The sequence below is a fragment of the Clostridium manihotivorum genome, from assembly GCF_004015185.1.
In the GTDB taxonomy this organism is placed as follows: Bacteria; Bacillota; Clostridia; order Clostridiales; family Clostridiaceae; genus Clostridium_AR; species Clostridium_AR manihotivorum.
Genome location: NZ_CP025746.1, coordinates 4,829,268 through 4,845,283, shown reverse-complemented (window position 1 = coordinate 4,845,283; position 16,016 = coordinate 4,829,268). Strand labels below are relative to the sequence as shown.

At 31.4% G+C, this 16,016-nt stretch carries 18 protein-coding genes; 14 read left to right on the top strand and 4 right to left on the bottom strand.

The window, feature by feature from the left end; genetic code table 11:
- Positions 1–33 precede the first annotated feature (33 nt).
- Complete coding sequence (locus tag C1I91_RS21790; protein ID WP_128214769.1) at positions 34–870, bottom strand: SDR family oxidoreductase; 837 nt, start codon at positions 868–870, stop codon at positions 34–36.
- Positions 871–1,112: 242 nt separating this feature from the next.
- Between C1I91_RS21790 and helD the strand changes: the two genes are divergently transcribed.
- The 5 genes from helD to C1I91_RS21765 all read left to right on the top strand — a co-directional run bounded on the left by helD (position 1,113) and on the right by C1I91_RS21765 (position 6,125).
- Entirely contained in the window at positions 1,113–3,407 is a 2,295-nt protein-coding gene (gene helD / locus C1I91_RS21785; RefSeq protein ID WP_128214768.1) for an RNA polymerase recycling motor HelD, read from the top strand.
- Positions 3,408–3,471: 64 nt separating this feature from the next.
- On the top strand, positions 3,472–3,702 hold the full coding sequence (locus C1I91_RS21780) for a hypothetical protein (RefSeq protein ID WP_128214767.1): 231 nt from the start codon (positions 3,472–3,474) through the stop codon (positions 3,700–3,702).
- A 128-nt stretch (positions 3,703–3,830) separates the two neighbouring features.
- Positions 3,831–4,997: an FprA family A-type flavoprotein gene (locus C1I91_RS21775; RefSeq protein WP_128214766.1), complete on the top strand. Its 1,167-nt coding sequence runs from the start codon at positions 3,831–3,833 to the stop codon at positions 4,995–4,997.
- A 461-nt stretch (positions 4,998–5,458) separates the two neighbouring features.
- Positions 5,459–5,716: a DUF1292 domain-containing protein gene (locus C1I91_RS21770; RefSeq protein ID WP_128214765.1), complete on the top strand. Its 258-nt coding sequence runs from the start codon at positions 5,459–5,461 to the stop codon at positions 5,714–5,716.
- Positions 5,717–5,729: 13 nt separating this feature from the next.
- Entirely contained in the window at positions 5,730–6,125 is a 396-nt protein-coding gene (locus tag C1I91_RS21765; RefSeq protein ID WP_128214764.1) for a hypothetical protein, read from the top strand.
- Between the two features lie 143 nt (positions 6,126–6,268).
- On the opposite strand, the gene C1I91_RS21760 is transcribed toward C1I91_RS21765, so the two are convergent.
- The gene (locus C1I91_RS21760; RefSeq protein WP_128214763.1) at positions 6,269–6,457 is read right to left on the bottom strand and encodes a hypothetical protein; all 189 of its coding nucleotides are present in this window, start codon (positions 6,455–6,457) and stop codon (positions 6,269–6,271) included.
- 349 nt (positions 6,458–6,806) lie between these two features.
- Between C1I91_RS21760 and C1I91_RS21755 the strand changes: the two genes are divergently transcribed.
- From C1I91_RS21755 to C1I91_RS21735, 5 genes are all read left to right on the top strand, one after another.
- Positions 6,807–7,004 carry a DUF896 domain-containing protein gene (locus tag C1I91_RS21755; protein ID WP_128214762.1) on the top strand — a complete coding sequence of 66 codons (198 nt, stop codon included), beginning with the start codon at positions 6,807–6,809 and terminating at the stop codon, positions 7,002–7,004.
- A 15-nt stretch (positions 7,005–7,019) separates the two neighbouring features.
- Positions 7,020–7,931: an HPr(Ser) kinase/phosphatase gene (hprK, locus tag C1I91_RS21750; RefSeq protein ID WP_128214761.1), complete on the top strand. Its 912-nt coding sequence runs from the start codon at positions 7,020–7,022 to the stop codon at positions 7,929–7,931.
- A 61-nt stretch (positions 7,932–7,992) separates the two neighbouring features.
- A complete protein-coding gene (locus tag C1I91_RS21745) occupies positions 7,993–8,922 on the top strand; it encodes a magnesium transporter CorA family protein (protein WP_128214760.1) in 930 nt (309 codons plus the stop codon).
- Between the two features lie 240 nt (positions 8,923–9,162).
- On the top strand, positions 9,163–10,566 hold the full coding sequence (locus tag C1I91_RS21740) for an aminopeptidase (protein WP_128214759.1): 1,404 nt from the start codon (positions 9,163–9,165) through the stop codon (positions 10,564–10,566).
- Between the two features lie 202 nt (positions 10,567–10,768).
- Complete coding sequence (locus tag C1I91_RS21735) at positions 10,769–11,053, top strand: phage holin (RefSeq protein ID WP_128214758.1); 285 nt, start codon at positions 10,769–10,771, stop codon at positions 11,051–11,053.
- Positions 11,054–11,356: 303 nt separating this feature from the next.
- Here the strand turns inward: C1I91_RS21735 and C1I91_RS21730 are convergent, their stop codons facing one another.
- Positions 11,357–12,205, bottom strand: coding sequence for a PHP domain-containing protein (locus C1I91_RS21730; RefSeq protein WP_128214757.1), 849 nt, complete (start codon positions 12,203–12,205; stop codon positions 11,357–11,359).
- 317 nt (positions 12,206–12,522) lie between these two features.
- Here C1I91_RS21730 and folE point away from each other — a divergent pair, with 317 nt between their 5' ends.
- The 4 genes from folE (at position 12,523) to folK (ending at position 15,411) form a co-directional block, all read left to right on the top strand.
- Positions 12,523–13,080, top strand: coding sequence for a GTP cyclohydrolase I FolE (gene folE, locus C1I91_RS21725; RefSeq protein ID WP_128214756.1), 558 nt, complete (start codon positions 12,523–12,525; stop codon positions 13,078–13,080).
- A 145-nt stretch (positions 13,081–13,225) separates the two neighbouring features.
- A complete protein-coding gene (locus tag C1I91_RS21720; RefSeq protein ID WP_128214755.1) occupies positions 13,226–13,699 on the top strand; it encodes an HD domain-containing protein in 474 nt (157 codons plus the stop codon).
- A gap of 63 nt (positions 13,700–13,762) precedes the next feature.
- On the top strand, positions 13,763–14,569 hold the full coding sequence (gene folP / locus C1I91_RS21715; RefSeq protein WP_128214754.1) for a dihydropteroate synthase: 807 nt from the start codon (positions 13,763–13,765) through the stop codon (positions 14,567–14,569).
- 17 nt (positions 14,570–14,586) lie between these two features.
- Entirely contained in the window at positions 14,587–15,411 is an 825-nt protein-coding gene (folK, locus tag C1I91_RS21710) for a 2-amino-4-hydroxy-6-hydroxymethyldihydropteridine diphosphokinase (RefSeq protein ID WP_128214753.1), read from the top strand.
- 91 nt (positions 15,412–15,502) lie between these two features.
- Here folK and C1I91_RS21705 read toward each other — a convergent pair whose 3' ends face one another.
- On the bottom strand, positions 15,503–15,967 hold the full coding sequence (locus tag C1I91_RS21705; RefSeq protein WP_128214752.1) for a DUF4883 family protein: 465 nt from the start codon (positions 15,965–15,967) through the stop codon (positions 15,503–15,505).
- Positions 15,968–16,016: the final 49 nt, after the last annotated feature.

Below are 16,016 nucleotides of genomic sequence, written 5' to 3'. Positions count from 1 at the left end.
GTAAAAGGTCACCTAACAAGGTGGCCTTTTACTTTATTTAATTGATATTGTACCTAAGTAGTTTTTTACACTATCTTGCCATGAAGGCATCTTTATATTGAAACAGTTATATAAAAGACAGGTATTCATAGCAGTATAGCTTGGTCTTGGAGCTATATTGGTTATGGCCTCAGTAGCAAGAGGTAAAACATTCTTTTGAAGATTAAAATACTCAAATACATATTTAATAACATCAACCTTTGAAACAGCACCTTCATTTACGCAATTGTACACTCCGTAAAAGTCAGAGGCTATAATTTGAGAAACAGAACTACATAGATCTTCAATATAAGTTGGATTTATAACAGCGTTGGATATTAAAAATATAGGTGTATTAGACTGAGATAAAGCTTTTTTTATATAGCAGTCATTTCCTCCAAAGCACCAAGAGGTTCTTATTATAAAATATTTACTACATATGGTACGAATAAGCTTTTCTGCCGCTAGCTTAGACTTGCCATATATATTTATTGGAGTACATTTATCGGTTTCAAAGTATGGAGAGTGCTTTTCACCTCCGTAAACATAAGCAGAAGAAATGTATACAATAGGAATTGATAGGCTATTACAAGCATAAGCTACGTTTAGTGTTCCTAGAGTATTTACGGTATAAGATTCAGTCTCGTGGTTTTCGCAAAAGTCTATGTCTGACAATCCAGCAGCTTGTATAACTACGTCAGGTGAATACGATTGTACTTGTTGAAGAACTAAGTCTTTATCAGTTATATCCAAATTATCTTTATCTAGGGCTATGACTTGATGTTGTTTCTTTAAATAGTTAGATAGATAGTTTCCTATATTACCGCTAGAGCCTAAAACCATTATTTTCATAAACTCACCTCATTCCATTTGTTATGGATGTACCACTTCATAATTAAAGCTATATTTTCAAAACCTCAAATTATGGGAGGATGAAAACAGTTTTAGGATTGCAGTTGTACATCTTTAATAAACTTAATTTTCACTAAAAACATAAATTCACATTAAATTATATGAAAAACACCATATGTTTATTGACAACAATTGTATAAAATTAATATAATTTTTATTTAGAGACCAAAGGTGGTGAAGATATGATTAAAGAAGAGGAATTAAATTATGAGAAGGGACATCTTAGAGAAACTAAACAGTGGCTAGAAGATGCTGCTTCTGTACAGGGCGAGGAAGAACAAAAACTTTTAGATAAGATAGGAAAGCTAAAAAAGGCGTCTAAGGGAAAATACAATGAAGAGCTAGAGACTGAAGAGAAGATATATAATATTGTTCATAAAAATGTTGAAAAGTATAGAGAATCTATAGAGCAACCATACTTTGCTAGAATTGATTTTAGAGAATACAGAAAAAAGGAAGAGGTATTCTACATAGGTAAGTTTGGATTAGGGGATATGACTAAGGGTGAGGAATTAGTTATTGACTGGAGAGCTCCTATAGCTGATTTATACTATAGTGGAACTCAAGGAGATGCCTATTATAGAGCACCTGCAGGAGTAATACAAGGGAACCTTTCTTTAAAAAGAAAATTTCTCTTTGAGGATGGAGATATAAAAGATATCTTTGATGAGGGAATTAACGAAATTATACTTAAGAATGCTATGGATGACAGTGGAGATAATGCTTTAATAGATGAATTCTTAAAAATTAATTTGGAGCAAAGCACTGGTAGGAAGCTTAAGGAAGTAGTTGCTACCATACAAAAAGAGCAGAATGATATAATCAGAGCGGAAAAAAACGCTCCTATAATAGTTCAAGGTTCAGCTGGATCAGGAAAGACTACTGTGGCCCTTCACAGGCTGGCATATCTGCTTTATAGATATAAGGATAAGCTAAGCGGTCAGGATATATTGGTTATAGCTCCTAATAAGCTTTTCTTGGACTATATATCTGAAGTTTTACCTACTTTGGGAGTAGGTGAAGTGCTTCAAAAAACTTTTGAAGATTTTGCACAAGACTTTTTAAAGCTAAAGGGAAAGGTATATTCTAAAGATAAAAAGCTTCAACAAGTGTTAGAAAGTGAAGATACAGAGGAAGTTAAATATATAACTAATTCTAGTAAAGTAAAAGGTTCCATGGTGTTTAAGGCAATCTTGGATAGGTTCCTTTTAATACTAGAGAGAGAATCAGCAGATATTAAAGATATAAAGATTCAGGGCTTTACTGTGTTTGAAGAGAAAGAAATTAAAAGGTTGTATGTAAAAGATATGAAGCATATGCCTATCAATAGGAGAAAAGACGAAATTAAGAGATATTTTCTATTGAAGTTAAACGAAAAGCTGATGAAGGTTATTGAAAAGATAGATTTTCAGTATGAGTATCAAATATCAAGAATAAAAAAGCAGATGGATGATTGCCAAGAAAGAAGAGAAAAGCTCATAGAGATCTATGACGAAAGGGATAAATTTAAAAATAAGATCAGAACAGAGGGCAGAAGTGAATTTGATGCTTATTTTGATAATTGGAAGGGAATTGATACAAAAGATTTATATAGAAGACTATTTACTGAAGAGGGATTATTTGATGAGTTGACAGATAGTGTTGTACCTAAAAAACTTTGGGATTATATTAGTGATAAGCTTCAAAAGGATGATGAAGAGGGAGTCTTAGATAGTGATGATATTGCTGCTATGCTTTATCTAAAATTGATGGTCGAAGGAGTTCCAGAAGATAAAAAGTATAAGCATATAGTTATAGACGAAGCTCAGGACTATTCGCCACTTCAGATGTGCGTAGCTTCAATGCTTGCGCTAGGCAATTCTATGACTATAGTAGGAGATATAGGTCAAGGTATATATTATTATAAGGGAATTGATCAATGGGAAAAATTAATCGAAGACGTATTTAATGGTGAGTGCAGCTATATACCATTGACTCAAAGCTATAGATCCACTATTGAAATAATAAATTTTGCAAATAAGGTGCTTAAAAAACAAAAAAATAATTTGAAGCCTGCCACTCCAGTATTAAGGCATGGGGAGGAACCAAAGGTAATACAATATGAAGATAATAAAGAGTTTGCACAGCAAGCAGATGCTATTGTAGAAAAAGTTTTAGAAAGTGGTAAGAACAGCGTTGCTATAATAGGCCGTACTTTTGAAGAGTGTAAAAAGATTAGAGACATAATGAAGAAAAACTCTAAACATCAATGGACGCTTATCAAAGAAGCTGATAAGAATATAAAGCTTGATAAGATAATAATACCATCTTATCTTACGAAAGGTTTAGAGTTTGACTGTTCCATAGTGTTTAACTGTAATGATGAAATTTATGGAGATAGTGAACTTAATAAAAAGCTGCTGTATGTAGTTTTGACAAGAGCCCTTCATTATCAATATGTGTTCTATAATGGCAATGTTAGTAATCTGTTAGAATAATAAAAGAGTTTATATGCTTAATTAATACTTGTTTGAAAATCCAGGATTCTATGGATTTTTGGAAATGTATAAATCATTAGGTGAGCTAAGAACTTTGCATATAGGTAACCTTTATGAAAACTTAAGTTATGCATGTTCGGAAATCGTGGGTACTGGGGATTTTTACGGCATGCATAACTTAATAGTTGAAGTTGTAACCATAAGGCTGTATCATTTCATAATAAAATTTATAGTTTCAAAATTTTCTATGAAACCAAAGAACTTTGAAAGTAGATTTTGTACCGATGTGGTATAACTTTAAAGTAGGTTTAGTAAAAGGGATAATATGGATAAGATTGTAAAATACAAGTGGCTATGGTACAATTTATGTGGTTTTTATTTTATTCTTTAGAAAATTTTCATTATATGTTTGGAGGTAGTAAAATGAGTACAGAAAAGATCAAAGATAATATATATTGGGTTGGTGTTAAAGACGCTGAATTAAGAGTATTTGATATCATAATGGAAACCAAAAAAGGTACAACCTATAATGCCTATTTAATAGAAGATGATAAGATAGCTGTAGTTGACAGCGTAAAAAATGGATTTTATGAAGAGTTTAAAAGTAACATAAAAGCAGTAATCGGCGATAAAGCTATAGACTATATAGTAGTTCAACATACAGAATTAGATCATAGCGGATCTGTGATAAGATTAATGGAAGATTATCCAGAAGCAAAGGTAGTTGGTTCAAGAGCAGCTATTAACTATCTTAAGAATATAGTGAATAGACCATTTGAAGCTATTGAAGCAAAGGAAGACTTAAGCTTAGGAAACACAACTCTAAAGTTTATATCAGCTCCTAATCTACACTGGCCAGATACAATATTCACTTATGTAGAAGAAAAAGCGCTTCTATTTACTTGTGACTTTACAGGATGCCACTATTGCCCAGAAGGAAATATAACAGATAGCTTTTCTGATGACTACTTTGAAGAGATGAAGTATTATTTTGAAGTGATAATGGGGCCATTTAAGAAGTTCGTAAAGCAAGGATTAGCTAAGATAGATGGACTTAAGATTGATATAATAGCACCAAGCCATGGGCCATTACATGTTTCAGATGCAAGCAAATATTTGAAACTTTATGATGAATGGGCAACTGTAGCACCAGTTGAGAAAAATGTACAAGTGTTCTACATATCAGCTTATGGAAATACAGAAGCTATTGCTAAATATGTAACAGAAAAGATTGGTGAAAAGGGAGTAAGAGTAGAAGTCCATGAGATAACTTCTATGTCCTTAGAAAAAGCTGCAGAGTTAATAGATAACAGTTCAGCTTTCCTTATAGGATCACCAACAATAAATCAAGATGCAGTTAAGCCATCATGGGATCTTTTATCTCTAGTTAATCCAATTGTTAACAGAGCAAAGCCTGCTGCTGCTTTTGGTTCATTTGGATGGAGTGGTGAAGGTGTACCAATGCTTACAGAAAGACTTAAGAGTCTAAAGCTAAAAACTATAGATGGACTTAAGGTTAATTTTGTACCATCAGAAGAAGACTTTAAAAATGCAGACCAATTTGTTGAAAGCTTTATGAGTTTGGTTTAGGAACTATATATAGAGTTCCTAACTCAACTATTAATTTATACATGTGAGAAAATCGATAGAACCCGGGATTTTCGAACAAGTAGAAATTAAGTTTCAATCCAGGAACTTTTTATATGTACCACTTCATAATGAAATTAATATTTTCAGATTGAAGTGGTACAGTTTGTTTAGGTGATATCTAAATATGTACTGAAATTAAGTGGTTAGTCATCCGATGCTTAGATGAGCTTACGCTAGTTGCTCGCTCATATAGCATCTCCTTCAGAACCACTTAATTTCAAAAATATTATTAGATATCTCCTAAATATATAAATTCGAAGCATCTTTATATAAATTACAGGAGTTCTGAAGATATATTTAAGATGTAGGTAATACATAGGTAGTAGTGTTATTAAGAATAGATATTTAAGTTGAAGCAATAATAATTTATATATAAACTTATTAGTATAAGGAGATTTTTTATGAGCGATTTAGATGAAAAAGAAATAATGTCTTTCAGAGATGAAAACGGAAATAAAGTTGATTTTGAAGCAGTTGCGAGAATATTTTTAGAAGAACAGGAATATTTAATATTGTCACCTCTTGAAGAAGGTGCTGATGAAGAAGATGCATTTGTCTTTAGAGTTGATGAAGTAGAAGGAAAAGAAGAATATAATCTTGTAGAAGACGATAATGAATTTGAAGCAGTAAAGAAAGAATACAAAAAACTATTATATTAATGGAGGTGCAAAGGTGAATAAGTCAGGAATTATTAAGTTTTTAAATGAAAATGAACTGTCAGATATTCAAGAGATTGAATACAAAGAAGGTCTTGTATTAAGATTTTTCTATGATTTCGATGATGTTGAATTAGATGGAGCGAAAGCATATTCAAATGAAGAAAGTGACTACGAAGAAGAAAGTGCAGAGTGGTACTCTGAATTTTTCTTACCATACTTAAACGATACAGCTATTGACAATGTAACCGATATTGTAGACGAATTGAATGAAGAGTTTGGTGTGGAAACTCAATTCATTTCTTATGATATAGATTCTTCTAACTATAGTTATAATGAGTTTGTTGCAGTATTCTTCGAAGGTGACAAAAAAATTGATATTGATGATGTTATGGATGAGTTAGGATTATAATAGTATAGTTCTTTTATCGAATAATTTATTATCTAAGGCCTCTTTAGTATTTTTCTAAAGAGGCCTTTTAATGTCCCAAAAATATAATGTTCATATAAAACTCCAACATTAATTAAGCAATGCTTCTATAAAATATATTACGTCTATTTTTCAAAAAAATTATTTTTTATCATGTGCTTCTTTAAAAGACTCTTTTGCTGCTTTACAACTAGCTTGTCCCAATTCTCACTTAATTTCAGTACAAAGAAATTAGTAGGGGATAGAAAGTTAAGACATAGGTTGAGCAAAAATTTTCTTCTATTAATCCTTTTTTCTAGTCTAGAGCAGTACATATATTTATCCTCCAAATTCTTTAAATTATTAACTTATGCGAAGTGTAATATTATTATAACAAATTTTGTATGTTTGTAAAAAAGATTTGTAAGTCAAATTCTTACAATTAATGCTATAAAAACTTATCAAAATACTACAAAGTGCATAAAGTAACATATGGTAATATATGTAATAATGCTGTAAATGTAGAATTTTACATAAATGTAATTATATGAGAATGTAGAATTAAGTCTAAAGAATTGTTGTTGATTAATGCATGGGAGAAAGGTAAAATAAATTTTAGACATATAATTAATTTTTTAGCATAATTACGAAATATGATAATTTAACTGAAGAAGGAGAATATTAATGAACATTGACCAGTTAATTGCAAGAATCAATTTTTTATATAAGAAAAGTAAAGAAGAAGGTTTAAGTGAGGAAGAAAAGAAGGAACAAGAGGAATTAAGAAGAGATTATATAGACAGAGTTAAAAGTAACTTTAAATCTCAATTAAATACGATTAAACCAAACAAACCTAGTAAACCTAAAAATATTAAAAATTAATAAAGGATGATATTTATGGGCGTTGTAACCGTTGAAACATTAGTGAAAGATTTCGAATTTGAAGTGTTAGTAGAAGGTGAAAAGAATATACCTATAACAGTTAGCGATATAAATAGACCTGGACTTCAGCTAGCTGGATTTTATAATTACTTTGCGCCTGAAAGGATACAGGTCATTGGAAAAGCTGAGTGGAGCTTTTTGGATGATATGGGGGTAGATCTAAGAAAGAAAAGAGTAAATAAATTTTTTAGCTTTAATGTAAGTTGTCTTGTAATTACTAGAAATCTAGATCCCCATGAAGAACTGATAAAAGCAGCACAGAAGAATAAAACTTGGGTTCTTAGAACTTCCATGATGACTACAAAGTTTATGAGTAAAACTACTATTTATTTAGCAGATAAGATGGCTCCTGAAACTAGACTTCATGGAGTGCTTGTAGATGTATATGGAATAGGTATTTTAATAACAGGTGAAAGTGGAATAGGTAAGAGTGAAACTGCTTTAGAGCTTATTAAAAGAGGTCACAGACTGGTTACAGATGATGCTGTAGACATAAAAGAGATAGACGAAGACTTAATAGGAACATCACCTCATATAACCTTCGGCATGTTAGAGGTTAGAGGTATGGGAATTATAGATGTTTCGGCACTTTATGGATTAAGTTCTGTCCTAGCCTCTAAAGAAATAAAGCTAATAATTCATCTAGAGCATTGGAGAGATGATGGAGACTACGATAGATTAGGAATAAATGCTGAGTTTATGGATATATTAGGTGTTCCTATAAGAAAGATGAGGGTTCCAATAAGACCAGGTAGAAATATTGCTGTTATAATCGAAGCAGCGGCAGCCAACTATAGATATAACCTCATGTCTGATACTACACCAGTTGATGTAATAGAGAGCAGAATGAGCAGAGGTGTTGACTAATTCACATAAAAGTACATGATCATGCACATAATAAATAAATCATTGAAAAAAGGTGATATTTATGATTGTGTATGATATTTGTAATAATTTAGATGTTGTCCAGGAATGGGAACTTGAGAGATCTTATTATTGGATTTGTTGCAACCAAAAAGAAGTACATGAACTTGAGGTTATTTTTTCTAAGGAAACTATAGAGGAGTGCCAAAACTTTAGACAGTATCCTAGGATTGATTATTATAAAAACTATACCTTTATGGTGTTTAACGCACTAGACAATGAAAGTTTAAAGATAATACCTAGGGAAATTGATATTTATTTAAGTAAAAGCTTTATCATTACTGTTTATAAAAATGAAGTAGAACTTATATCTAAGCTTTTAGAGGATATAGGAAGAGATAAGAACTGTTTTATATTAAAAGAAATTTGTAAACCTTACATAATATTGTATTATATTCTTGATAGGCTTATAATAAATAATTATAACATTATAGCAGATTTAGAAACAGAAGCTGATAAAATAGAGTTAGATATATTAAAGTCTCCTAAATCGAAGCATATAAATAAAATTGTTTCCTTGAGAAGAGAAAGCTATAAGTTAAGAAAACTGTTGAATCCACTTCGCTACATAGGTGATGCACTTCTATTAAACGAAAATAATGTGATTGAAGAAGAGAAAATGTACTTATTTAAGAATTTAAATGATAAGATAGAAAAGTTATTGTCATCGATGGAAAGTTTAGGACAGGACCTTGCAATGGTAAGGGAAGCCTATGAAGCAGAGATTGCCAATAGGACTAATGATCTTATGAAGGTATTTACTATAATAACTGCAGTTTTCTTACCTTTACAACTTATAACTGCAATTTTTGGAATGAGTTTCGAACATATACCTTTTAAATATGAGAAATATGCTTTTGAAGGATTGATTGGTACCATGGCTTTTCTTGTGGTAATACTTATGGGGATATTTAAGTGGAAAAAGTATTTATAGTATATTGCTAAAGTTTACTAAAGATATATATGAATATATCTGAAATAAGACTTTATGTGTATTTACGTGTATTAAGTTTTTGATATCTAAATAACTATATTCTATAATAATATAAAAGAGACATATACTATGATAATAGGACGTAAAAAATTAGAATTGCAAGAGTTGATTTAGACATTGCAAAAAATACTAGTGAAGGTCGTATTAGCGATTTTTATAGATATATGAGGAGAGGTTAGAATGACTAAAAAAGTACTTACTAGAGAGTTCCCAAATGCTTGGGATAAATATTCAGATGAAGATGTTACTAAGGTTTTTGAAGTGAGTGAAAGATATAAGAATTTTATGTCTAAGTGCAAAACTGAAAGAGAATGTGTTACAGAATTTATAAGAATGGCTGAAGAAAAAGGCTATAGAGATATAAAAGAAATTATATCAAAAGGTGAAACACTAAAAGCTGGTGATAAGGTTTATGCTAACAATATGGGCAAAACTTTAGCAATGTTTGTTATAGGAAAAGAGCCTTTAGAAAAAGGTCTTACCATACTAGGTGCACATGTAGATTCACCTAGACTTGATGTAAAGCAAAACCCACTTTATGAGGATACAGATTTAGCCCTTTTAGAAACTCATTATTACGGTGGAGTTAAAAAGTATCAATGGGTAGCAATTCCTCTAGCTATACATGGAGTAGTTGTAAAGAAAGATGGTACTGTTGTAGATGTAGTTATAGGTGAGGATGATAATGATCCAGTGGTTGGAATATCTGATTTACTTATACATTTGTCCGCTGATCAATTAGGTAAAAAAGGGGACAAAGTTGTTGAGGGAGAGGATCTCAATCTTTTAGTTGGAAGCAGACCTATAAAAGATAAAGATGCTAAGGAAAAAGTAAAAGAAAATATACTTGTTATACTTAATGAAAAGTACGATATAACAGAAGAGGATTTTGTTTCAGCAGAGCTTGAAATAGTTCCAGCAGGGAAGGCTAGAGATTATGGTCTAGATAGAAGTATGGTAATGGCATATGGACATGATGATAGAATTTGTGCATTTACTTCTTTTGAAGCAATAGTTAAGTTAGAAGAAGTTGATAAAACTTGTGTTGCTTTATTTGTAGACAAAGAAGAGATAGGTAGTGTAGGTGCTACTGGAATGCACTCAAAATTCTTTGAAAACATAGTAGCAGAAGTTATGGATAGAGTAGGAGATTATAGCGAGCTTAAGCTTAGAAGATGCTTAACTAATTCAAAGATGCTTTCTTCTGACGTTAGTGCAGCTTTTGATCCTAACTACCCTGCAGTAATGGAAAAGAAGAATTCTGCTTTCTTTGGTAAAGGAGTAGTATTTAATAAATATACTGGTTCAAGAGGTAAAGGTGGTTGCAATGATGCCAATCCAGAGTTTATAGCACAAATAAGAGCTATTATGGATAAGCATAATGTAGCTTGGCAGACAGCAGAATTAGGAAAAGTAGATCAAGGCGGCGGTGGTACAATTGCCTATATACTTGCAGAGTACAATATGGAAGTAATTGACTGTGGTATAGCACTTCAAAATATGCATGCGCCTTGGGAAGTTGCATCTAAAGCAGATATCTATGAAGCTGTAAGAGGTTATGAAGCATTCTTGCTAGAAGCTTAATGCCGATTTACTGATAAATATAGAAAGTAATTGAAGATATAGATACAATGATAAGAGACATAGATGATCTTTAAGATTGTCTGTGTCTTTTTTACTGTCAAGAATCCTTATGATGGCAAAATCCATCGTAAAATTATAATGAAATACACAATAATTTGTATTTTGAATATAATGAAGTATAACAGATGAAGGAGGGGAAGTTATGGACAAATCAAGATTTAGAAATTACGGTTTATGGGTAGCAATAGCTGCATTAATCCCTATGGTTTTGCAGGGCTTTGGATTAGATATACTTCCTTCTAATTATAAGGATATAATAAATGCAATTTTGTCTATACTTGTAATGGCTGGTATTTTAAACGATCCAACAACTGCTGCAAAGTGGTTTTTAGATGATAAAAAGAAAGCTAAGGCTGAAAAGTCAGAAGAAGCCTATGATGAAATTACTCAGGCTACCATATCAAGAGAAAATGAAGAGAAAAAATAATTAAGGTTCTGTTAAAGTGCCTTGCTGAAATTAAGTGGTCAGTCATCCGATGCTTAGATGAGCTTGCACTAATTGCTCGCTCATATAGCATCACCTTCATAACCACTTAATTTTAACAATATTATTAAACATTGCCATAATTAATGATGCAATATAGCAGAATAATCATGATAAGATAAATATAGGAGATTCCTCAAGTATAGGAATCTCCGTTTTATTGCATAGAAACTTTTTACTGCAAAACAAAAAATACAATTTTTAAGTTCCATAAACCTAGTAATATCAGAAGTTTGGTATAGCTTGCTAATATATACAGTAGTCTTTATTGTAAGAATTCATGAAATTGTTAAAGTCAGCTGTGTCAATAGACATATCACCGATATCTCCATGTTTATTATCACCTTCAGTAATACCGTGGAAGTCAGAACCACAGGTGAAAAGAAGTGATTTATTTCTACATAAACTTATCAAGCGATCCTCATCTTTTTTAAAATTCATAAAGTATATGGCTTCTAAACCGTCAAAACCAAACTTTATTAAATCCTCAGGAGTGTTTTTCTTTAGAAGAACCGGATGAGCAAGTACTACAACAGCATTGTACTTCTTTAAAAGAGCTACTCCTTCTTCAACAGTTATTATTTTATTAGGCACGTATGCAGGACAATCATTACCTATTATTTTATCAAATATATATTCCCAGGAGTAATCATAACCTGCATCTATTATGCTTTGAGCAATGTGAGGACGGGCCACTACTCCTTCACCTTTTGCTAGAACTTTTTCATAATCTAGTTCAATATCAAAATAAGTTTTTAATTTATCTACTATGCTTTTAGCTCTTTCCACTCTAGAATTCTTAAGGTTTCTTAAAAACTTTTGTAAACTCTCATCTTTATAAGAAGCATCTCTAAAATATCCTAACACATGGACGCTTTCTTTATTGTGGTTGCAGGAAAGCTCTATACCAGGTATTATATTAATGCCATAAGTCTTTGAAGCTTCAATTGCCGCCTCAATTCCTTCAGTGTTGTCATGATCTGTGATAGCTAAGAATTGTATTCCTTTTATACTTGCACGTTGTACAACTTCTGTGGGAGACATTTTTCCGTCAGAAGAAGTTGTATGACAGTGAAATTCTGCTTTTATATTCAAAAGAGTATCATTCCTTTCAAAACCATATATTTTAAGATGTAACACTTCAATCCGAAATTCATTATCAAAACTCCTCTGGGTTCTTAGAGGAGAATTTGATAATATAAATTTTATTATGAAGTGGTACATCTAAAGATGTAACACTTCAGTCCGAAATCAATTATCAAAACTCCTCTGGGTTTTGAGAGGAGAGTTTGATAATATAAATTTTATTATGAAGTGGTACATCTATATCGGTATTTTTTGATATAATGATTTTAACATACATTTATGAAGAAGTTAAAATAATTTTATTGAGTACGTTGCAGGAGGAAATGATGGTAGACAAAGAAAAGATAAAGCAAGCTGCAAGGATGATAATAGAAGCTATAGGCGAAGATGTAAATAGAGAAGGCCTAGTAGAAACTCCTGACAGAATAGCTAGGATGTATGAAGAGATTTTTTCAGGTATTGGGAAGGATGCTAAAGAATATCTTTCAAAACAATTTACTGTGGAAGGAAATGATTTAGTATTAGAGAAGGATATTAATTTTTATTCTATGTGTGAACATCATTTTTTACCCTTCTATGGTAAAGTTCATATAGCTTATATACCAAATGGCAAGGTCACAGGGTTATCTAAGTTAGCGAGAACTGTAGATGTTTATGCTAAGAAACCTCAGCTTCAGGAGAGACTCACAGAGGAAATAGCTGATGCTATAATGAAATTCCTAGATGCAAGTGGAGTTATGGTGGTTATAGAAGCAGAGCACATGTGCATGAGTATGAGAGGGATAAAGAAAGCTGGCAGTTGTACTGTTACAACTACATATAGAGGAGATTTTGCTAATAATAATGAATTGAAGAATGAAGTTTTAACTCTTATAAGGCTTTAAATAAATCTCTTCATTATTTTTTGAAAAAGCATATCGCCTGCCAGAAATTTTTTACATAGGTTTAGAAAAGGCAGATGCGTAAAATAATTCAATAAAGAAGATCGCTTTAGCAAATTTTTTATTATTAAGAAACTATGGTGATATTATGGATAAAGTAAATTATATACTAAAAAGCTTGAAATATAATGAATGTTTAACTAAGATTAGAACCTATGAGGCTGATAGAATATTTTGTAAGCATGATTTAGACCATTTTTTAGATGTAGCAAGAATAGCGAATATAATGGTTTTAGAAGAAAAGCTAGATATTTCCAAGGAAATAGTTTATGCTACAGCATTGCTCCATGATATAGGAAGATTTAAGCAGTATGAAGATGGTACACCACATCATGAAGCTTCCTATAAAATAGCTGAGGAGCTTTTAAAAGAAGCTGGCTTTGATGAGAGAGAGCAAAACATAGTATTAGAAGCTATAATTAAACATAGAAATTCAGATGAAAATAATTTTAATAAGATATTTTATAGAAGTGACAAGCTTTCAAGAGATTGCTATAATTGCAAAGCAACACTTTTATGTAACTGGAATGAAGAAAAAAGAAATATGAAAATAACATATTAAACATAACTTAATGCTACTGTTTTGTAGTTTAATTAAGATATTTTCTGCATAAAGGAGTAAAGTATGTACATAGGAAGTAAAGAATTTGTCTTGGGTAAGAGGACTTATATAATGGGAATATTAAACTTGACACCAGATTCGTTTTCTGATGGAGGAAAGTTTAATTGCAACGATAATGCTATAGAGCATGCTAAGTTAATGCTTGACCAAGGAGCAGATATAATTGATATAGGTGGAGAGTCTACAAGACCTAATCATGAGCCTGTTGGAGAAGAGGAAGAATTAAAAAGAGTTATACCTATTATTAAAGCTATAAGACAAAGATTTGATGTGCCTATTTCTATAGATACCTATAAGGGAAAGGTAGCAGAAGAAGCTATTAAAGCTGGAGCGAACCTAATCAATGATGTTTGTGGATTTAAGAAGGATCCATATATTGCTAAGGTTGCAGCAAAATATGAGGTGCCTTGTTGTCTTATGCACAACAGGGATAATACTGACTATGAAAATATAATAGAAGATATGATAAAAGAGCTTAAAGAGTCTATAGATATAGCCCTTGAGGCAGGGGTTAAAAGAGATAATATAATCCTTGATCCAGGAATAGGCTTCGGAAAGACCTATGAGCAAAACCTATATGTGATGAATAACTTGGAAAAACTTAATGTGTTAGGTTATCCAATGCTTTTAGGAACTTCAAGAAAATCAATGATAGGAAATACTCTAAATCTACCGACCAATGAACGAGTAGAAGGAACTGTGGCTACAACAGTTATAGGTATAATGAAAAAATATGATTTTGTTAGAGTACACGATGTTAAAGAAAACAAAAGAGCAGCAGTTATGACTGATGCTATTGTAAGAGGTTAGCTTTAGGGGGAATTATTTTGGATAAACTTTATATTGAAAATCTAGAGATATTTGCAAAGCATGGTGTCTTTGGAGAAGAAAAGACCTTAGGTCAAAAATTTGTAATATCATTAGAACTTTTCTTTGATGCAAGAGAAGCTGCAATAACTGGTGATTTAACTAAATCAGTTCATTACGGAGAGCTTTGTCATAAGCTTGAAAAAGAATTTCAAAGAGAAAGTTATGATCTAATAGAAACCGCTGCTGAGAAAACTGCAGAGTTTATATTAAAAGAGTATGATATCTTGAAAGCTGTAAAAGTAATGATAAAGAAGCCGTGGGCACCTATTGGAAAACATCTTGAATATGCTGCTATTGAAATATATAGGCAATGGCATAAGGTATTTATAGCACTAGGATCAAATATGGGGGACAAAAACTCTAATCTGACAGCAGCTATAGATAAGCTTAAAGAGTCGAAACACACTAAGGTAATCAAGGTATCTAACTTTATAACTACCGAACCATGGGGCTATGAAAGTCAAGATAAGTTCTTGAATGGAGTGGCTGAAATATCAACAATACTTTCTCCTATAGAACTGATAAATTACCTTCTAGAAGTAGAAAAAGAATTGAAGAGAGAAAGAATAATAAAGTGGGGACCTAGAACTATAGATCTAGATGTACTTCTTTACGATGACATAATATCCTCTGAGGAAGCAATAGTTATTCCTCATCCTAGGATGCATGAAAGATTGTTTGTGATAGAACCATTAGCTGAAATAGCTCCTTATGAATTTCATCCTGTTTTGAGAAAAAGAATTTTTGAAATTAAAGAGGAACTTTTAAGTAAGAGAAATTAATATATAAAAGTATAAAGCAGTATCACTTCTTAATGAAATTTTCATTATTAAAGGCTCCTCTAATAGCTCAGAGGAGCCTTTAATAAAAATCCTATTTGTTAAAAACATATTTACAAAAAGAATCCAATCTATAAGCAAGGGGAACCTTGTCCATATTGATAAAATCTTCTTCAAAAACTCCATCCCAAGGAAATATCGAGATAATATTATCATCATATATATTTATGACATACTTATCTTTTGAGGTTTTTATAAACATTTTAAACTTTGGTTTGTCAGGAAGGTTATCTGGCTTATTTATAAAGTTAGTGCTTTTTAGAGATTTTACGAAGTCTAGTAATATTTTATCATCTTCTTCTTTAGGGTGAAGCTCTTTGTATACGTCAGTATCAAAAGCAGAAATGCTAAACTTTTCAGTACTAATAAGCTTGTACATTTCTTCGGTATAATAATGATTAGATGGCTTTTTCTTTAAATTTATGTACTGAGCATTAGAACATCCAATAAAAGTAGATGAAATAATTAAAACAAGAATTAGTGATAGAAGTTTTTTCATGAGACCTCCAATATCATAGTATTACCTTAAAATAATATGTATCTTTTTA